Origin of the sequence: Streptomyces sp. NBC_01216, assembly GCF_035994945.1 — a bacterium.
Lineage (GTDB): Bacteria > Actinomycetota > Actinomycetes > Streptomycetales > Streptomycetaceae > Streptomyces.
Genome location: NZ_CP108677.1, coordinates 4,076,193 through 4,093,681 on the forward strand (window position 1 = coordinate 4,076,193; position 17,489 = coordinate 4,093,681).

Genomic DNA, 17,489 nt, shown 5'->3' on the forward strand with positions numbered 1-17,489 from the left:
GACCGCTGCCGGGACCACGCGCCCCGCGACAGCGGCGTACCGGGGATCCGGCATCTCGTGTGCGGCTGCCCTTGCCATCCGGCGTCGGCCGCTGTGCCCGAAGGCCGCCCATGAGGTGACGGGCGAGGTCGCGACGCCTCGCCCGTCCCCGCTAGCGGCCCGTCGGCGCCGTGGTGTTCCGACCCCCCATCGGCGGCGCCGATGGGGGCATCGGCAGGACGCCCCACTGGGCCGTGGACCGGCCCCGGTCGCCGTCCGTAGCGTCGTGGTCATGAGAAACGAGACCAGGGGAACCGTCGAGCTGACCCTCGCCATGGTGCTGTCCGGCACGCTGGGCGTCTTCGTCGTCGAGTCCGGCGCGTCACCCTTCGACGTGGTGTTCTTCCGCTGCCTCTTCGGCGCGGCGGCCCTCGGCGCGTACAGCCTCGCCCGGGGCTATGTCACCGGGCACGGCCTCACTCCGGGGAAGCTCGGACTCGCGGCCCTCGGCGGGGTGTTCGTCGTCTTCAACTGGGTGCTCCTCTTCGAGGCGTACGAGGCGACCTCGATCTCCTTCGCCACCGTCGTCTACCACACGCAGCCGTTCGTCCTGGTCGTCTTCGGCGCCGTGCTGCTGCGGGAGCGGATCACCGCGGCGAGGTTCGGCTGGCTCGGGGTCGCCTTCGCCGGTCTGGTGCTCGTCTCCGGCGTCAGGCCCGGGGACACCGCCTCCCTGAAGGGCCTCGGTCTCGCGCTCGCCGCCGCCGTGCTCTATGCGCTGTCCACGATCGTGACGAAGCGGATCACCGGCGTCCGTCCGCATCTGATCGCCCTCGTCCAGGTCCTGGTCGGCGTACCGCTGCTGCTGCCGTTCGCCGATCTCGGCGCGGCCTCCCGGCTCGGCGCCGGCTGGGCCTGGCTCGCGGGGCTCGGGCTCGTCCACACCGGACTGATGTACGTGCTGATGTACTCGGCCTACCAGAAGCTCCCCACCGCGAAGATCGCCGTGCTCGCCTTCACCTACCCGGCCGTCGCGATGTTCGTCGACTGGGCGGTGTACGGGCACCACATCGGACTCGTCCAGGCGTTCGGTGTCCCGCTGATCGTCCTGGCGAGCCTCAAGGTCACTCTGGGGACCGCGACTGTTCCGACACGAGCCGCCGCGCCTGCTCCACGAACAGCCGCACATGCGCCGGAAGCCGCTTGCCCCGCCGCCACGCGATCTGTGTGAAGACGGCGAACGGCGGCTTCCAGTCCAGCTCCGTGAGCACCCCGGACGCCAGCTCCCCGGAGACGGCGATCCGGGGCAGCAGGGCGATGCCCAGGCCGGCGGCCACGCCCCGTTTGGTGGCCTCCAGCGTCCCGAACTCCGTGAACGGCGGCGCCCAGTGCCTCAGTTCCTCCTCGAACAGGTCGCGGTACGGACAGCCCGGCTCGGTGCCCACCAGCTGTGCGGCGGCCAGGTCCGCGCTCTCCAGCCCCGTGCGGCCGGCCAGCGCGTGCCGGGGCGAGGCCACCAGGACCAGCGGCTCGGCCGCGAGGACCTCGCTCTCCAGACCGGCGTGCTCGGTCTCGGGGTCGATCAGGAAGCCGATGTCGTAGGTCCCCCGGCGCAGCGCCTGCCGGGTCTCGTCGCCGAGTGTGGGGCGCAGCGCCAGCCTGACCTCCGGGTAGCGGTGGTGGAAGAGCTCCAGGAGCGGCGGCAGGCGGTAGGAGGTCAGCGACTCCATCGTGCCGACGGCGATCGTCCCGGCCGGTTCGCCGGCCTCCGTGACGGCGGCGCGGGCCTCGTCGGTCAGGTCGATGATCCGCCGGGCGTACGGCAGGAGACGCTCGCCCGCCTCGGTGAGCCGGATGCGGCTGCCGAGCCGTTCGAAGAGCTCCACCCCGAGGGTGGATTCCAGGGAGCGGATCTGGCTGGTGACGCTGGACTGGGCGTATCTCAGTTCGGAGGCGGCCCGGGTGAAGGAGAGGAGGGTGGCGACCTTCTCGAAGGTGACCAGGAGCCGGAACTCCATCACTTGTCCTTGTCGCCCTCCTGCTCGCGCTTCCTCAGCTCCTCCTCGCGGCGGCGCAGCTCCGCCTCGCGCTCGTCGAGGGAGGAGTCGAGCGGGGGCTCGTCCCGCCGGGCGCCGTCCTCCCTGAGTGACTTCAGGAAGTCGGGGTTGTCATCGGGGGCGACCCACTGGCCGGCCCCGCGACCACCGCCTGCGCCGAAGGCGGTCCCGCGGTCCTTGCCCGCGACGAACCAGACGATCGGCGCGGCGATCGGGAACAGCAGGATGAGGACGACCCAGGCGAGCTTCGGGAGGTGCTTGGTCTCGTCGTCCGGGGTGGTCACACAGTCGATGCAGGCGTAGATCGTCAGCGCCAGCGGCAGGATGAACATCAGCGCCCTGAGCATGTGGGACAGCCCCCTGAAAGCAATGGCGGGACACGTTTCCGCGGCCCCGGTGACAGGTCAAGCGTAGCCGGTGACCGATACTGACCCCTATGGCTTACGACGATCTCCGCTCGCTGCTCAGGGCGCTGGAGCGCGAAGGCGACCTCAAGCGCATCAAGGCCGAAGTCGACCCGTACCTGGAAGTCGGGGAGATCGTCGACCGGGTGAACAAGGCGGGAGGCCCGGCCCTGCTCTTCGAGAACGTCAAGGGCTCCGCCATGCCGCTCGCGATGAACGTCTTCGGGACGGACCGGCGGCTGCTGAAGGCCCTGGGCCTGAAGTCGTACGAGGAGATCAGCGAGAAGATCGGCGGGCTGCTCAAGCCGGAGCTGCCGCACGGCTTCGTCGGGGTCCGGGAGGCATTCGGCAAGCTGGGCTCGATGGTGCACGTGCCGCCGAAGAAGGTGAAGTCGGACAACGCACCGGTGCAGGAGGTCGTCCTCACGGGGGACGACGTGGATCTCGACCGGCTGCCGGCCCTGTTCACCTGGCCCAAGGACGGAGGGTCCTTCTTCAACCTGGGGCTGACCCACACCAAGCACCCGGAGACGGGCGTGCGGAACCTCGGGCTGTACCGGCTCCAGCGTCACGACAAGCGCACGATCGGCATGCACTGGCAGATCCACAAGGACAGCCGCAACCACTACGCGGTGGCGGCGGAGCGGGGCGAGCGGCTGCCGGTCGCGATCGCCTTCGGCTGCCCGCCCGCCGTCACGTACGCGTCGACGGCGCCGCTGCCCGGTGACATCGACGAGTACCTGTTCGCGGGCTTCGTGCAGGGCAAGCGGATCGAGATGGTCGACTGCAAGACGGTGCCGCTCCAGGTGCCGGCGCAGGCGGAGGTCGTGATCGAGGGCTGGCTGGAGCCGGGCGAGACGCTGCCGGAGGGGCCCTTCGGCGACCACACCGGCTTCTACACGCCGCAGGAACCGTTCCCCGCGTTGCGGATCGACTGCGTGACGATGCGGAAGCGTCCGCTGATCCAGTCGATCGTGGTGGGCCGGCCGCCGACGGAGGACGGTCCGCTGGGCCGGGCCACGGAGCGGTTCTTCCTGCCCCTCCTCAAGATCATCGTGCCGGACATCGTGGACTACCACCTGCCGGAGTCGGGGGGCTTCCACAACTGCGCGATCGTCTCGATCGACAAGAAGTACCCCAAGCACGCGCAGAAGGTCATGCACGCCATCTGGGGCGCGCACATGATGTCGCTGACGAAGCTGATCGTCGTGGTGGACAAGGACTGCGACGTCCACGACCTGCACGAGGTCTCCTGGCGGGCGCTCGGCAATACGGACTACGCCCGCGACCTCACGGTCGTCGAAGGCCCGGTGGACCACCTGGACCACGCGTCGTACCAGCAGTTCTGGGGCGGCAAGGCGGGGATCGACGCGACGCGGAAACTCCCGGAGGAGGGCTACACCCGGGACGGCGGCTGGCCGGACATGGTGGAGTCGGACCCGGCGACGGCGGCCCTGGTGGACCGCCGCTGGAAGGAGTACGGGCTGTGACCACCGCGGCCGTTCCCGGTGCGCGGCCGGGGCGTACGAAGGCTTTCCTGCGGCTCGTGATGATCGAGCACTCGGTCTTCGCGCTGCCCTTCGCGTACATCGCCTCGCTCACCGCGATGTTCCGGCTCGACCGGACCATCCACTGGGTCACCCTGCTGCTCGTCACCGTGTGCATGGTGGGGCTGCGGACCTTCGCGATGGCGTGCAACCGGATCATCGACCGGGAGATCGACGCGCGGAACCCGCGGACGGCACAGCGCGAGCTGGTCACCGGGGCCGTCTCGGTGCGCTCGGCGTGGACCGGCGCGGGGATCGCCGTCGTCGTCTTCCTCGGCGCGGCGGCGCTGCTCAACCCGCTGTGCCTGGCGCTCGCGCCGCTCGCCGTCATCCCGATGGTCGTCTATCCCTACGGCAAGCGGTTCACGAACTTCCCGCACGCGATCCTCGGTCTCGCCCAGGCCATAGGGCCGATCGGCGCGTGGCTCGCGGTGACCGGGGAGTGGTCGTGGGACGCGGTGATCCTCGGGCTCGCGGTGGGGATCTGGATCGGCGGCTTCGACCTGATCTTCGCCTGCCAGGACGTGCGGGCGGACCGCGCCCAGGGCGTCCTGTCGGTGCCGGCCCGCTTCGGTGTCCCGGCGGCCCTGTGGGGCGCACGCGGCTCCGCCGTCGTGACGACCGGCCTGCTGGTCTGGTACGCGCTGGCCACGGACGCGGGGACGTTCTTCTGGGCCGGTCTGGTGATCGTCGCGGCGGCCTTCTGCTACGAGCACTCGATCGTGAAGCCGCACGACCTGTCCCGGCTGAACCGGGCGTTCTTCACGGTCAACGGTTTCATCGGGATGGCCCTCTTCGTCTGCGCGCTGCTCGATCTCATGGTGCGCGGTCTCACGGTCTAGGCGGGCCGGTGCGCCCCCGGGAGCGCGGCCGGGCACTCCCCACCCCCGGCGGCTCCTGACGCGTCGGTCCCGACCTTCGCCAGATAGGCTCGTCGGCGTGGAACCGGTAGAGAACGAGCAGCGTCGTCCCTGGGTGGTCGGAGTGTCCGGGGCGTCGGGGACCCCGTACGCCGCATCGGTGCTGAGGGGGCTGCTCGACGCGGGGGAGAGTGTCGACCTGGTCGTCTCGCGGGCGTCGCGGCTGACCTTGCTGGACGAGACCGGGATCTCCTTCCGGGACGCGCACTGGCGCGAGGACCTGGCGTCCTGGCTGGAGCTCGGCGCGGACGGGAAGCCCGGCACCTTCGCGCCGGACGTGAGCGGCGTGCGGTACTGGGCCGCCGGGGACCTGGCCGCCGGGCCGTCCTCGGGTTCGTACCCCGTGAAGGGGATGCTGATCGTGCCGGCGTCGACGGCCGCCGTGGCGGGCGTGGCGCTGGGGCTGTCGAAGGACCTGCTCCAGCGGGCGGCGAGCGTGACGCTCAAGGAGCGGCGGAAGCTGGTCGTCGCGGTGCGGGAGACCCCGCTGGGCGGGCAGACGCTGAGGCATATGGTGACGCTGGACGAGGCGGGCGCCGTGGTGCTGCCCGCCTCTCCGGCGTTCTACGCGGGGGCGACGCACATCCAGGATCTGGTGGACTTCGTCGCCGGGCGGGTGCTCGACGCGGCCGGAGTGCCGCACGGGCTGTACCGCCGTTGGGAGGGGGAGCTCGGTGGAGCGTCCTCCCGGGGGGATTAGCGCTTCTCGGCGGCGCGCTTGGGGGCGCGGCGCTTCGGCGGGGTCGGCTGGTGGGCACGCGAGCGGTTGGCCAGGTCCTGCAGCTCGCGCATACGGGCGTAGGCCATCTCGATCGTGTACACGGTGAACACCACTCCTGAAAGATCGTCTTTGATCGACTGAAAGATTCACAGGGTGTCGGCCCCTGTGTACCTTAGATTCTATACCTAAACTCGCGGTATCGCTGGACAATGGAAGGCTTCGTACCTATGGACGCCGTGGACAGGCAGCTCATCCAGGCTCTGCGCGAGAACGGCAGGGCTTCCTATGCCGAACTCGGCCGGCTCGTCGGGCTCTCCGGCCCCTCCGTCACCGACCGCATCAACCGCCTCGAGGCGGCGGGCGTCATCACCGGCTACCGGGCCACGGTCGACGCCGCCTCGCTCGGCCTCGGCGTGACCGCCCTCATCGGCATCTCGCTCTCCGACGCGGCCGACCACGAGGACGTGGCCCACCGCCTCAAGGACCTCGCCGAGATCGAGGACTGCTGGTTCATCGCCGGGGACGACTCGTTCATGCTCAAGGTGCGGGTGGGCGACGTCGACGGCCTGGAGAAGACGATCCGCAGGCTGAGCGGGACCAAGGGCGTCTCCCGCACCCGCACCACGGTCGTGCTCTCCACCAAGTGGGAGAACCGGGTCGGAGAACTCCCCGAAGAGGAGCCCGGCGCGTAGCGGCCCGGGGGGACCCGCCGCCCAGGGTGTGGGGAGTGCGGGGAGTAACGTGGGCGAAGCCTGTTTTACGGAGACACATGGGAGGCGGCCGCATGGACGCGGGACTCAAGCGCGAGCTGGAGCAGAAGGTGCTCGCCGGTGAGCGGCTGAGCCGTGAGGACGGCATCGCGCTGTACGAGTCCGACGACCTGGCGTGGCTCGGCGGTCTGGCCCACGAGGTCAGGACCCGCAAGAACGGTGACGTGGTCCACTTCAACGTCAACCGTCACCTCAACATGACGAACGTGTGCACCGCGTCCTGCGCCTACTGCTCGTTCCAGCGCAAGCCGGGCGAGAAGGACGCGTACACGATGCGCATCGAGGAGGCCGTCCGCCTCGCCAAGGCGATGGAGGGCGAGAACCTCACCGAGCTGCACATCGTCAACGGGCTCCACCCCAACCTGCCCTGGCGGTACTACCCGCGCTCGCTCTCCGAGCTGAAGAAGGCGCTGCCGAACGTCTCCCTCAAGGCGTTCACGGCCACCGAGATCCACCACTTCGAGACGATCTCGGGGATGTCGGCCTCCGACATCCTCGACGAACTGATCGAAGCGGGTCTGGAGTCGCTGACCGGCGGCGGTGCCGAGATCTTCGACTGGGAGGTCCGGCAGCACATCGTGGACCACCGCACCCACTGGGAGGACTGGTCCCGTATCCACCGCCTGGCGCACGAGAAGGGCCTCAAGACCCCCTCGACGATGCTCTACGGGCACATCGAGGAGCCCCGTCACCGGGTGGACCACGTGCTCCGGCTGCGTGAGCTCCAGGACGAGACCGGCGGCTTCCAGGTCTTCATCCCGCTGCGCTACCAACACGACTTCGTCGACATGCAGGATGGCAAGGTCCGCAACAAGCTCCAGGCGCGCACGACGATGGCGACCGGTGCCGAGGCCCTCAAGACCTTCGCGGTCTCCCGGCTGCTCTTCGACAACGTGCCGCACGTCAAGGTCTTCTGGGTGATGCACGGCGTGCAGACCGCGCAGCTGGCGCTCCAGCACGGTGCGGACGACATGGACGGCTCGGTCGTCGAGTACAAGATCACCCACGACGCCGACAACTACGGCACCCCGAACAAGCTCACCCGGGACGACCTCCTGGAGCTCATCCGGGACGCCGGCTTCCGCCCGGTCGAGCGGAACACCCGGTACGAGGTCATCCGCGAGTACCCGGGGCCGGACGCCGGGCTCCGCGAGTCGCCGCAGCCCATGCGGGTCTGACGGCCCGGACGAACCGCCCCCGCCTCGCCCGGACGGCCGCGGCGCGCCTGGTGCGCACCGCGGCCGTCCGCCGTCCGGGCCGGGTTGAGCGGCTCGCACGTAAGGGATAATCTCGAAAGATGACCCTTACGTTCGCCCTCGATCCGCCCGTCACTCCCGCCTTGCGGGACGGCATCCTGCGCCTGTGGGCGGACGTCTCCGACGCGGGCGGCGCCGTCGGCTTCGTCCCGCCCGTGCACGTCGAGGAGATCCGGCCCGAGCTGGTCCGGCATCTGGCGGCGATGGCCGAGGGCCGGATGCGCCTGGTCGTCGGATGCGAGGGTGACGGCACCGTGGCCGCCACGGCCTTCGTCGCCTTCAACACGCACCGGCTCATGAAGCACTGGGTGTGGCTCTACACCGTCATGGTCCACCCCTCCCGGCAGGGCCGGGGGGACGGGCGGGACCTGATGGCCGCCGTCGAACGTGAGGTGCGCGGCTTCGGGACGGTCGACGCGATCCGGCTCACCTGCCGGGGCGGCACCGGAGTCGACCGCTTCTACGCCTCCTGCGGATACAAGGAGGTCGGACGGGTGCCCGGTGCGATCCGGGTCGCGGACGGCGACGACCGGGACGACATCGTCATGCTGCTCCCGCTGGCCTGACCGCCCGCCGTCGCCCCGTCGAGGCCCTGCGGGCCGCCCCGTCCACCGGTCGTGCTTCACTGGTCGGGCAAGACCACGCCGAAGGAGAGAAAGGGGCCGTCGTGTCCGAGAGCAGGACCGCCACCCTCCAGTACACGGTGATGCGCCTCGGCGTCTTCGCCGGCTGCTTCCTCGTGCTGTGGGGCCTGGTCTCCTTCGGCCTGCTCCCGCGGGGCCTGGGCGACTCCAACCTGCTGTGGGTCCTCCTCCTGTCCATCGTGATCTCCGCCCCGCTCAGCTTCGTGCTGCTGCGCCGGCAGCGGGACGCGATGTCCGAGCAGATCGTGGCCAAGGTCGACCGCGCCAAGGGCCGCCTGGAGTCGAACCGCTCCCAGGAGGACGTGCTGTGAAAGGCGCGTAAGTTACCTCACACGCACACACCCCGGTCAGAAGCTTCCAAGGCTCCTGACCGGGGTGTTCTGCGTTTCTGAGGCATACACGCCCCTCTACCCCCTCAAAGAAGAGCTTTGAGGTTCTCAAAGTTCAAGTGTTAACGTGTGGCCCATGAAGACAGCTGTGCGCCTCCCCGATGCCGTGAGCACCCCGCTCGTGGCGCGCCTGCATGTCGATCTCTGCCGCTGTATGTCCGCGGTCTGTCGCCGCGTGTCCTGACCCGGCATCATGCAGCGGTACCACCTGAGCGCGAGTGTGCCGCACCCCCCTTCCCGTATTCCCCGATACGCACTGTGGAGTGTCCGTGTCCGCGTCCGCGTCCGCCCCCGAGGCGAAGCCGAAGCTCTCCTCCCGCCTGTCCAAGGTCCCCTTCTGGGTCCAGATCGTCGCCGGCCTGGTGCTCGGCGTCGTCCTCGGCTGGGTCACCCGCACCCATGACATCCCGTGGCTCTACACCACCCTGGACAAGGTCGGCCATCTCTTCGTCCAGCTCCTGAAGCTGGCCGTCGCCCCGCTGGTCTTCTTCGCGATCCTGGTCTCGATCACCAACCTGCGGAAGGTGAACAACGCCGCCCGGCTCGCCTCCCGCACCCTGCTGTGGTTCATGATCACGTCGCTGATCGCGGTCGCCATCGGCCTCACGATCGGACTGATCACCGACCCGGGCGCCGGTACCGGCCTCACACCGAAGGACGGCAAGGCACCCGAACACGCCGGCTCCTGGCTCGACTTCCTGACCGGCATCGTCCCGACGGACGTCATCACGCCCTTCACCGAGCTGAACGTCCTCCAGATCGTCTTCATGGCCGCCGTCGCCGGCATCGCCGCGCTCAAGCTCGGCGACAGGGCCCAGCCGATCCTCACCCTGTCCGAGTCCGTCCTGGAGCTCCTCCAGAAGGCCCTGTGGTGGGTCATCCGGCTCGCCCCGCTCGGCACCGTCGGCCTCATCGGCTACGCCATCGCCGACTACGGCTGGGACCTCATCGGCAAGTACGCGACCTTCACCGCCGACGTCTACATCGGCTGCGCGCTGGTCCTCTTCGGCGTCTACCCGCTGCTGCTCGCCACGGTCGCCAAGGTCAACCCGCTCCGCTTCTTCAAGGGCGCCTGGCCCGCCATCCAGCTGGCCTTCGTCTCCCGCTCCTCGGTCGGCACCATGCCGGTCACCCAGAAGGTCACCGAGCGCCTCGGCGTCCCCAAGGAGTACGCCTCCTTCGCCGTGCCGTTCGGAGCCACCACCAAGATGGACGGCTGCGCCGCGATCTACCCGGCCCTCGCCGCGATCTTCATCGCGCAGATCTTCGGTGTGCAGCTCGGCATCGGCGACTACCTGCTGATCGCCTTCGTCTCCGTCGTCGGCTCGGCCGCCACAGCCGGTCTGACCGGTGCGACCGTCATGCTGACGCTGACCCTGTCCACCCTGGGACTCCCGCTCGAAGGCGTCGGACTGCTCCTGGCGATCGACCCGATCCTCGACATGGTCCGCACGGCCACCAACGTCGCCGGACAGGCATTGATCCCGGTGCTCGTCTCCGCCCGCGAGAAGATCCTCGACGTCGACGCGTACGACAACGCCTCCTCCTCCCCGGTCGAGGAGCGCGAGCCGCTGGCCGTCGCCGCCTGAACGTCCGTCCACCGCGTGCCGTGATGCCCGCGCCCCCCCCCGCACGGGGCGCGGGCATCACGGCGTGCCGGCCTGCCGGATGACGGACGCCAGCCTGCGCGCCACATCGGGGCGGCAGCGCCCGAGGTCCACCAGCGGAGCCAGATGCGGGCTCGCCAGGGACACGAGGTCGAGCCCGAGGGACGGCAGTCGTACCCCCACCGTCGCCAACGCCTCCCGCAGCTCGTCCCGCGCCGCCCGTACCTCCCTGATCTCGTCGACCGCCGTCTCCCGCCCCGCCGCTCCCATGCGTCGCGCCCTTTCCTCGACTGGTCCGTGACTCACGTCTCCCAGCATGGATACGTGTCGCTACGATCACCAGGGGTAATGGTTTTCGCGGTAGCGGAACGAAAATGGGGGGTCGCCGGTGCCCGCACCGAAGGAACTCGACCCGTCGGCGTCCCTGGCCGCGTTGTACGGCACGAAACTGCGCAAGCTCCGGGGCCGGGCCCGGCTCACCCAACGGCAACTCGGCGACCGGGTACCGATCGCCCACAGCCGGATCGCCCAGTTCGAACTGGGCAACGAGGTACCGCCCGAGGACGTGAACGGAAAGCTGGACCTGATCCTGGGGGCCGACGGGGACCTGGTCGACCTGTGGGGGCATCTGCGGCGGACGCCGTACCCGGACTGGGCGCGCAGATACATGGCGTTGGAGCCCCGAGCGGTGAAGATGCTGAAGTACATGGCGCAGGCGGTGCCGGGCCTCTGGCAGACGGAGGACTACGCACGGGCGGTCCTGCGGACCAGCCGACCCCGCGACAGCGAGGGGGAGATCGAGAAACTGGTCTCGGCGAGGCTGGAGCGGCAGGCGATCCTGTGCCGGGAGAGCCCGCCGCTGTTCTGGTGCATCGTGGACGAGGCGGTGCTCCGCCGCCCGGTAGGGGGCCCGGTCGTGATGGCCGAGCAACTCGATCGCCTGCTCGCCCTCGCGACGACGCCCCACGCCGTGCTGCAGGTACTCCCGTTCGGGGCGGGGGAGCACCCCGTCATGGGCGGATCACTCACGCTGCTCGCGTTCGACCGAGGGCCGGACGTGGCCTACACGGAGAGCTCGCACTCGGGCGAACTCGTCGAGGCGCAGGAAGAAGTGGCCGCATACGCGCTCGCCTACGATCTGCTGCAAGCGAAGGCCCTGGCCCCCGACGAGTCACTGAACCTCGTCCGTTCTGTTGTGGAGGAGTACCGAGCATGCGTGTTGCACGACGCGACCTGAGCGGCGCCACATGGCGCAAGAGCACCTACAGCAACGGACAGGGCGGCGACTGCGTCGAGGTCGCCGACGGCGTCCCCCGCGCCGTCCCCGTCCGCGACAGCAAGAATCCCGAGGGGCCCGTCCTGCTCGTGGCCGCGCCCGCCTGGGCGGCCTTCGTGGCGCATCTCAAGGGTCTCTGAGCCTGTCCACCGGGGCGCGCTTCCGCGCGCTCCGGTGGGGCGCGCCTCCAGGAAAGAAACCGGGGAAAGTACCCGACCAACCCCACCTGCCTCCCAACTCCCCCCGCCACACGATCGGGTGACTTGGTGTTGACTGGCCGGAAGGGTGCGGTACGTTCGCTCCGACAAGTGGCATATGCGACTCGGCCCCCGGCAGGACTGGCATCCTGACGAGGGCCTACCGATCAGGAAGAAGAGAACTTCCCGATGGCTGATCCGCAGTCTAACGCGGCCGTGTCCGCGCATCCCGCCGAACACCCGATCCCCGAGGGCGCGCCGCGCTCCGAGTGATCCACATCCGGCACCGTCACAGCGAGCAGTTCACCGTCGTCGGCAACCACCTCGCCCAGCACCGCGATCTGTCCGCCGTCGCGATCGGACTCGCGGTGCACATCCAGTCGGTGCCCGACGGTGCCTCCGTCACGGCGAAGGCGCTGGCGCTTCGCTTCTCCGAGGGAGAGACCACCATCCGGCGCGGGCTCAACGAGCTGGAGCGGGCGGGCTATCTGGCCCGTCCCCGAGTCCCCCTCGGCGGCGGCAGGTTCGCGACCCACACGGTCGCGTACGACAAGCCGGGCGCGGTGGTCGAGCCGCCTCGGCCCGGACCGGAGGAGGCGCCCGTTCCGGAGGTCCGGGACCTTCCCCGGTGGCCCGACTCCGATCCCTGCGCCGACTCCGATCCGTACGCCAGTCCCGCCCCGGAGCGTGGTCCGGAACAGCGGCCCGTTCCCGGCGGGGACGGCGACCCGGTTTCGGACGCGCTCCCGGTTCCTGCTCCGGAGGCGGGCCCGGCCCCGGGCCCGGCTCCTGTCCTTGCTCCTGTTCCGGTGACGTCGCCGGGGTCCCGCGCGGAGATGTTCCCGCCGCCCGCGCCGCGACGCCCGTCGTCGGCTCCGCCGCGCCCGTCCGTCGTCGTGCCGTGTCCGCCCGAGGGGCCCGCCGCCGGACTCCTCGCCCGCCTCCGGCTGGCCGATCCCCGCCTGCTGCTCTCCGCCGGGGACGTGGCGCGCCTCGCCCCCGCCGTCGACGCCTGGCTGGCGCGTTCCGCGACGAGCGAGCAGATCACCCGCACCCTGACCTCGGGCCTTCCGCCGGAGGCCGTGCCTGTCCACCACCCGGCCGGGTTCCTGGAATACCGCCTCGCCGCCCATCTGCCACCCCCGCTGCCCGCCGAGGCACAGGCTTCGCTGGGACCACCGCCCCTCGTCACCTGCGACGGCTGCGAGCGGGCCTTCCGCAGCCGTGACCCGGACCGGCGCTGCGCGGACTGCCGGTCCGGTGCCCGCCCGGCCGCCCGGACGGTCGCGTGACCGGCCCGCTCGCCGGAATCCCCTGGGATAGCGTGAACGGTGTGACTTCCCTGGGGACCGAAGAGGTCCGGCTGACCGCGTTCCGCGTTCAAGAGCTTCCGTGACGAGGTACTTCGGCTCGCTCCGCTCACCGTGCTCATCGGCCGCAACAGCAGTGGTAAGTCCAATGCCCTCGACGGACTCGAAGTGCTGTCGAGGCTCGCGCGCGGCAATCACATCGCTCAGCTGCCCACCGGTGGCCACCGCCGGCAGTACGCGGAGAAGTTCGCCGCCGTACTCCGGATGGTGGTGGAGGGCGAGGCCCCGTGGTCTCTCAACGAGGTCGAATGGAACGCGGCCCACCTCAACGCCCTGATCAGTGGCGGCAGCACCGAGACGAGCCTGGTGGAGCACGCGGTCGGCAGGGTCGGCTGCGGGGACCTCGACATCCTCATCGAGCGCGACCGCCACCTGGCCCGGACCGCGCGGGCGAAGGCCACGGTCTGGACCCTCGACCAGGGCCTCTCCGTCCACGGCTGATGTCCGGCTCCCGGCCCCCTCCGGGAGGTGCCGCGTAGGCTTCGCCGAGGATCATCAGTGCGGGGGCGAGGCGGAAGGATGCCGGACGTGGGCGCCGCGAAGGCGAAGCGCATGCCGCGCGCGGTGCGCGAGCAGCAGATGATGGACGCCGCCGTGCGGTGCTTCGGACGGCGGGGGTACCAGGCCGCGTCCATGGACGAGATAGCCGAACTCGCCGGTGTGTCGAAGCCGTTGATCTATCTGTACCTGAACTCCAAGGAAGACCTCTTCACCGCGTGCATCCGGCGGGAAGCCGAGGCCCTGCTCGCCGCGGTCGCGACGGCGGTCGACTCCCGGCTGCCCGCCGACGAGCAGTTGTGGGCGGGGCTGCTGGCCTTCTTCACGCACACGGCGGAGAACCCCGACGGCTGGGCGGTGCTGAACCGGCAGGCGCGGACGCACGGGGAACCCTTCGCCGGGGAAGTGGCCCGGATGCGGGGCGAGATCGTCGCGTACGTGACGACGGTGATCGGCGCCGCCGCCCAGGAGACCCACCGGGAGACGGACCGCGATCCGGAACTGGCCGGGCGGGACGTGGCCGGGCTGTCCCAGGCCCTGGTCGGCGCGGCGGAGTCACTGGCGGGCTGGGCCAACGAGACACCGGGCATGACGGCGTGGGAGGCGGCGGCGACGCTGATGAACTTCTCCTGGGCCGGTCTGGGAAACCTCATGCGGAGCGAGCGCTGGTCCCCCCGGTGAGACCGGTCAGGTGCGGGCTCTCACCGCGGCGGAGCCGGAAGCCGCACTGCCCGTCGGCCGCGAACGAGACCAGGCGCGGGCGGCGTGCCGATGAGGTGCGCATGGCGTCCGGCCATTGTCCTGACTCCCCGCCCGGTCGTAGATTTACCGATGAGTAAGGTTACTTGACGGTCAGGACGGGGGTGGGGATGCCGCCGAACCAGCTGGGACCGGAGCCGTACCGGGACGGGTACGGGCTCTCCGGGCGGGCGCGGGACGCCACCGCGTGCCCCGGCGGGGCCCCGTCGCTCCGCCGCCCGTCACAGGATGCCCACCCGGCGGCGCCGGGAACCCCACCACCGCTCCGCCCCGACACTCCTGAGTGACTGCCGGGTGACCTCCGGCCGGGCGGAGGCCACCCGGCAGGCGCTGAGAGCAGCCCCCCTCTCCCGAGGCCGCCCGGGACCCGAGCCGCCGGGGAACACGCACCGACGCACGACCTCAGTTCATCTCGACGACCGAGGAGCCGCACGTGTCCGTCGCCACCGCCTCAGAGATCCCACCGGTCGAGCCGCGCAAGACACGGGTGGACGGGAGGGTGCGGGAGGTCTCCGTACCGCCGCTCGTCCCCCGGGTACAGCGCGGCTCGCTCGCCGACATCCCTTACCACAACGCCCGGCAGGACCCTGGGGCCGCCGTCTTCGGGCGCAGGGGCCGGGACGGTGGCTGGGCCGATGTCACCGCCGCCGCCTTCGCCGCCGAGGTCCACTCCGTCGCCAAGGGGCTGATCGCGCAGGGGCTCCGCCCCGGCGACCGGATCGCCCTGATGGCCCGCACCACCTACGAGTGGACCCTGCTCGACTTCGCCTCCTGGGCGGCCGGCCTCATCACCGTGCCCGTCTACCCCACCTCCTCCGCCTTCCAGACCCGCTGGATACTCCAGGACTCCGGCGCCGCCGCCTGCGTCGTCGAGGACATGGACCAGGCCCGGATGGTCTCCACCGAACGGCGTCAACTGCCCGGCCTCGCCCACCTCTGGGCCTTGGACACCGGCGCCGTCGACCAGCTCCGCCGGGCCGGGGCGCACGTCCCCGACCTGGTGGTGACCGCACGCCGCGGACTGCTCACCCCCGAGACCCTCGCCACCCTCATCTACACCTCGGGCACCACCGGCCGTCCCAAGGGCTGCGCCCTGACCCACGGCAACTTCTTCGCCGAGGTCGACAACGCCGTCGAACTCCTGCACCCGGTCTTCAAGACGATCAGCAAGGAACCGGCGTCCACGCTGCTGTTCCTGCCGCTGTCCCACGTCTTCGGGCGGATGGTGGCGATCGGCTGCGTCCGCGCCCGGGTCCGACTGGGGCACGCCCCCTCCATCGACGGCGACGACCTGCTCACCGACCTCGCGGCCTTCCGGCCCACCTTCCTCGTCGCCATCCCCTACGTCCTGGAGAAGGTCTACAACACCGCGCGGGCCACCGCCGAACGGACCGGTCGGGCTTCCTCCTTCGACCGCGCGGCCCGCGTCGCCCGCCGCTACGGCCACGCCACCGACCCCTCCCTCACGCTGCGGGCGGCCCGCGCGTTCTACGACCCGCTCGTGTACCGCAGGATCAGGGCGGCGCTGGGCGGCCGGGTCCGCTACGCCGTCTGCGGCGGTTCACCGCTGGGGGCACGGCTGTCGGAGTTCTTCGCGGGCGCGGGCGTGGAGGTCTACGAGGGCTACGGCCTGACGGAGACGACCGCGGCCTCGACCGTGACCCCGCCGCGGCGCCCACGCGGCGGGACGGTCGGCTGGCCGCTTCCCGGCACGGCCGTGCGGATCGCCGGGGACGGCGAGGTGTGGCTCAAGGGCGGCCACGTCTTCGCCGGCTACTGGGACTCCCAGCGCGGGGTGGCGCTGCCCTACACGGACGAGGGCTGGTTCCCCACCGGTGACCTGGGATCGCTGGACGAGGACGGCTACCTGCGGATCACCGGCCGCAAGAAGGACATCCTGATCACCTCGGCCGGCAAGAACGTCACGCCCGCCCCGCTGGAGGACTGGCTCCGCGCCCACCCCCTGGTCGGCCAGTGCATGGTGCTCGGCGACAACCGGCCCTACATCACCGCCCTGATCACCCTGGACCACGAGGGGCTGACCCACTGGCGGCGGATGCGGAAGAAGGATCACCTCGCGCTGTGGGAGCTGGCGCGGGACGAGGACCTGCTCGCGACCGTCCAGCGGGCGGTGGACGACGCCAACCGGCTGGTGTCGCGGGCGGAGTCGATCCGCGCGTTCCGGCTGCTGACCACGGAGTTCTCGGAGAGCAGCGGCCATCTGACGCCCTCGCTGAAGCTGAAGCGCGCCGCGGTACTCCGTGACTTCGCGCGGGAGGTCGACGCGATGTACGACGGACCCGAGCAGCGGGAGGGCTGAGGACCCGGCCGGCGCGCGTGCGGGTGCGGGGTGAGCACGGGGCGCCGGGTGGCGCGGCGCCCCGGGCGCCGGATCATCAGGGCCAGAGCAGCTCGCGCGTCCAGGAGTCCGCGGCCCGGCCGCGCCGGTAGCGCAGGCGGACGTGCCGCCGGCGTTCGTCGCCCTGGAAGAACTCGACCTCGGCCGGCTCCAGGACGTAGCACGTCCAGGTCTCCGCCGGGGCGTCCGGCTCGGCCCGCGCGCGCTCCCAGGCCGCCCCGCTCGCCTCGGCGAGGACGCTCGTCGACGGCAGCACCTCGCTCTGCCGCCCCACCAGCGCGGAGGCGAGCGCGCCCGTCGAACGCACGCGCAGATCCTCCCGCGCCTCCTCGGCCGTCCCCACGGCCACCCGGCCCCGCACCCGCACCTGGCGGCCCTCACGCGGCCAGTAGAAGGCGAGCGCGGCCACCGGCCGGGCCGCGAGCTGGCGGCCCTTGGCGCTGGTCGCGTGCGAGGCGAAGTGCCAGCCGCGCGCGTCGGCGTCGTGCAGCGTCAGCATCCGTACGTCCGGCCGGCCCGCCTCGTCCACCGTCGCCAGCGACATGACGTGCGGTTCCACCTCCCCGGCCGCCGCCGCGGCCACGAACCAGTCGTGGAACAGCGGGAGCGGGTCCGGCGGAGTGTCCTCGGGCCGGAACTCCGGGAGCACCGTGTCCCAGACACGCGAGGACCGCAGGGCCTCATGAAAACGCGAGTCGTTCATGGCGTTCATCATGGGGCCCCGCGGCCGGGTGCG

At 71.0% G+C, this 17,489-nt stretch carries 20 protein-coding genes; 15 read left to right on the forward strand and 5 right to left on the reverse strand.

Annotated elements, in window-relative coordinates:
• The first annotated feature begins 271 nt into the window (after positions 1-271).
• Positions 272-1,210 carry a DMT family transporter gene (locus OG393_RS18015; RefSeq protein WP_327375683.1) on the forward strand — a complete coding sequence of 313 codons (939 nt, stop codon included), beginning with the start codon at positions 272-274 and terminating at the stop codon, positions 1,208-1,210.
• Here OG393_RS18015 and OG393_RS18020 read toward each other — a convergent pair.
• Together OG393_RS18020 and OG393_RS18025 are read right to left on the reverse strand one after the other, a co-directional pair.
• Positions 1,104-1,997, reverse strand: a complete 894-nt coding sequence (locus OG393_RS18020) for a LysR family transcriptional regulator (RefSeq protein ID WP_327375684.1) — start codon at positions 1,995-1,997, stop codon at positions 1,104-1,106. The genes OG393_RS18015 and OG393_RS18020 overlap by 107 nt on opposite strands.
• On the reverse strand, positions 1,997-2,383 hold the full coding sequence (locus OG393_RS18025) for a PLD nuclease N-terminal domain-containing protein (protein WP_327375685.1): 387 nt from the start codon (positions 2,381-2,383) through the stop codon (positions 1,997-1,999). Before OG393_RS18025 ends, OG393_RS18020 begins: the two co-directional genes overlap by 1 nt.
• Positions 2,384-2,472: 89 nt before the next feature.
• Here OG393_RS18025 and OG393_RS18030 point away from each other — a divergent pair, with 89 nt between their 5' ends.
• The 3 genes from OG393_RS18030 (at position 2,473) to OG393_RS18040 (ending at position 5,607) form a co-directional block, all read left to right on the forward strand.
• Entirely contained in the window at positions 2,473-3,930 is a 1,458-nt protein-coding gene (locus OG393_RS18030; RefSeq protein ID WP_327375686.1) for a menaquinone biosynthesis decarboxylase, read from the forward strand.
• Positions 3,927-4,829 carry a menaquinone biosynthesis prenyltransferase MqnP gene (mqnP, locus tag OG393_RS18035; protein WP_327375687.1) on the forward strand — a complete coding sequence of 301 codons (903 nt, stop codon included), beginning with the start codon at positions 3,927-3,929 and terminating at the stop codon, positions 4,827-4,829. Before OG393_RS18030 ends, mqnP begins: the two co-directional genes overlap by 4 nt.
• A 97-nt stretch (positions 4,830-4,926) precedes the next feature.
• Complete coding sequence (locus tag OG393_RS18040) at positions 4,927-5,607, forward strand: UbiX family flavin prenyltransferase (RefSeq protein ID WP_327375688.1); 681 nt, start codon at positions 4,927-4,929, stop codon at positions 5,605-5,607.
• Here OG393_RS18040 and OG393_RS18045 read toward each other — a convergent pair.
• Positions 5,604-5,741, reverse strand: a complete 138-nt coding sequence (locus tag OG393_RS18045; protein ID WP_327375689.1) for a hypothetical protein — start codon at positions 5,739-5,741, stop codon at positions 5,604-5,606. The genes OG393_RS18040 and OG393_RS18045 overlap by 4 nt on opposite strands.
• A 114-nt stretch (positions 5,742-5,855) precedes the next feature.
• Between OG393_RS18045 and OG393_RS18050 the strand changes: the two genes are divergently transcribed.
• The 5 genes from OG393_RS18050 to OG393_RS18070 all read left to right on the forward strand — a co-directional run bounded on the left by OG393_RS18050 (position 5,856) and on the right by OG393_RS18070 (position 10,276).
• The gene (locus tag OG393_RS18050) at positions 5,856-6,320 is read left to right on the forward strand and encodes an Lrp/AsnC family transcriptional regulator (protein WP_327375690.1); all 465 of its coding nucleotides are present in this window, start codon (positions 5,856-5,858) and stop codon (positions 6,318-6,320) included.
• Between the two features lie 92 nt (positions 6,321-6,412).
• Positions 6,413-7,576: an aminofutalosine synthase MqnE gene (mqnE, locus tag OG393_RS18055; RefSeq protein WP_327375691.1), complete on the forward strand. Its 1,164-nt coding sequence runs from the start codon at positions 6,413-6,415 to the stop codon at positions 7,574-7,576.
• 119 nt (positions 7,577-7,695) lie between these two features.
• On the forward strand, positions 7,696-8,220 hold the full coding sequence (locus OG393_RS18060; RefSeq protein ID WP_327375692.1) for a GNAT family N-acetyltransferase: 525 nt from the start codon (positions 7,696-7,698) through the stop codon (positions 8,218-8,220).
• A 101-nt stretch (positions 8,221-8,321) separates the two neighbouring features.
• On the forward strand, positions 8,322-8,609 hold the full coding sequence (locus OG393_RS18065) for a DUF4229 domain-containing protein (protein WP_327375693.1): 288 nt from the start codon (positions 8,322-8,324) through the stop codon (positions 8,607-8,609).
• Positions 8,610-8,956: 347 nt separating this feature from the next.
• The gene (locus tag OG393_RS18070; RefSeq protein WP_327375694.1) at positions 8,957-10,276 is read left to right on the forward strand and encodes a dicarboxylate/amino acid:cation symporter; all 1,320 of its coding nucleotides are present in this window, start codon (positions 8,957-8,959) and stop codon (positions 10,274-10,276) included.
• Positions 10,277-10,333: 57 nt separating this feature from the next.
• On the opposite strand, the gene OG393_RS18075 is transcribed toward OG393_RS18070, so the two are convergent.
• On the reverse strand, positions 10,334-10,600 hold the full coding sequence (locus tag OG393_RS18075) for a hypothetical protein (RefSeq protein WP_327375695.1): 267 nt from the start codon (positions 10,598-10,600) through the stop codon (positions 10,334-10,336).
• Between the two features lie 82 nt (positions 10,601-10,682).
• Here OG393_RS18075 and OG393_RS18080 point away from each other — a divergent pair, with 82 nt between their 5' ends.
• The 6 genes from OG393_RS18080 to OG393_RS18105 all read left to right on the forward strand — a co-directional run bounded on the left by OG393_RS18080 (position 10,683) and on the right by OG393_RS18105 (position 16,714).
• A complete protein-coding gene (locus OG393_RS18080) occupies positions 10,683-11,531 on the forward strand; it encodes a helix-turn-helix domain-containing protein (protein ID WP_327375696.1) in 849 nt (282 codons plus the stop codon).
• Complete coding sequence (locus OG393_RS18085) at positions 11,507-11,710, forward strand: DUF397 domain-containing protein (RefSeq protein ID WP_327375697.1); 204 nt, start codon at positions 11,507-11,509, stop codon at positions 11,708-11,710. The genes OG393_RS18080 and OG393_RS18085 overlap by 25 nt, the downstream gene beginning before the upstream one ends.
• Positions 11,711-12,036: 326 nt before the next feature.
• Complete coding sequence (locus OG393_RS18090; RefSeq protein ID WP_327375698.1) at positions 12,037-13,059, forward strand: hypothetical protein; 1,023 nt, start codon at positions 12,037-12,039, stop codon at positions 13,057-13,059.
• 132 nt (positions 13,060-13,191) lie between these two features.
• Positions 13,192-13,578 carry an AAA family ATPase gene (locus OG393_RS18095; protein ID WP_327375699.1) on the forward strand — a complete coding sequence of 129 codons (387 nt, stop codon included), beginning with the start codon at positions 13,192-13,194 and terminating at the stop codon, positions 13,576-13,578.
• A gap of 87 nt (positions 13,579-13,665) precedes the next feature.
• Complete coding sequence (locus OG393_RS18100) at positions 13,666-14,316, forward strand: TetR/AcrR family transcriptional regulator (RefSeq protein WP_327375700.1); 651 nt, start codon at positions 13,666-13,668, stop codon at positions 14,314-14,316.
• A 511-nt stretch (positions 14,317-14,827) separates the two neighbouring features.
• A complete protein-coding gene (locus OG393_RS18105; RefSeq protein WP_327375701.1) occupies positions 14,828-16,714 on the forward strand; it encodes an AMP-dependent synthetase/ligase in 1,887 nt (628 codons plus the stop codon).
• 76 nt (positions 16,715-16,790) lie between these two features.
• Here the strand turns inward: OG393_RS18105 and OG393_RS18110 are convergent, their stop codons facing one another.
• Positions 16,791-17,456 (reverse strand): pyridoxine/pyridoxamine 5'-phosphate oxidase, encoded by a 666-nt coding sequence (locus tag OG393_RS18110; protein WP_327375702.1) that lies wholly within the window; start codon positions 17,454-17,456, stop codon positions 16,791-16,793.
• Positions 17,457-17,489: the final 33 nt, after the last annotated feature.

Coding starts and splice junctions, on each gene's coding strand:
- OG393_RS18030 (WP_327375686.1), top strand. CDS start 2,473: ATGGCTTACGACGATCTCCGCTCGCTGCTCAGGGCGCTGGAGCGCGAA.
- OG393_RS18025 (WP_327375685.1), bottom strand. CDS start 2,383: ATGCTCAGGGCGCTGATGTTCATCCTGCCGCTGGCGCTGACGATCTAC.
- OG393_RS18060 (WP_327375692.1), top strand. CDS start 7,696: ATGACCCTTACGTTCGCCCTCGATCCGCCCGTCACTCCCGCCTTGCGG.
- OG393_RS18050 (WP_327375690.1), top strand. CDS start 5,856: ATGGACGCCGTGGACAGGCAGCTCATCCAGGCTCTGCGCGAGAACGGC.
- OG393_RS18020 (WP_327375684.1), bottom strand. CDS start 1,997: ATGGAGTTCCGGCTCCTGGTCACCTTCGAGAAGGTCGCCACCCTCCTC.
- OG393_RS18015 (WP_327375683.1), top strand. CDS start 272: ATGAGAAACGAGACCAGGGGAACCGTCGAGCTGACCCTCGCCATGGTG.
- OG393_RS18110 (WP_327375702.1), bottom strand. CDS start 17,456: ATGAACGACTCGCGTTTTCATGAGGCCCTGCGGTCCTCGCGTGTCTGG.
- mqnE (WP_327375691.1), top strand. CDS start 6,413: ATGGACGCGGGACTCAAGCGCGAGCTGGAGCAGAAGGTGCTCGCCGGT.
- OG393_RS18085 (WP_327375697.1), top strand. CDS start 11,507: ATGCGTGTTGCACGACGCGACCTGAGCGGCGCCACATGGCGCAAGAGC.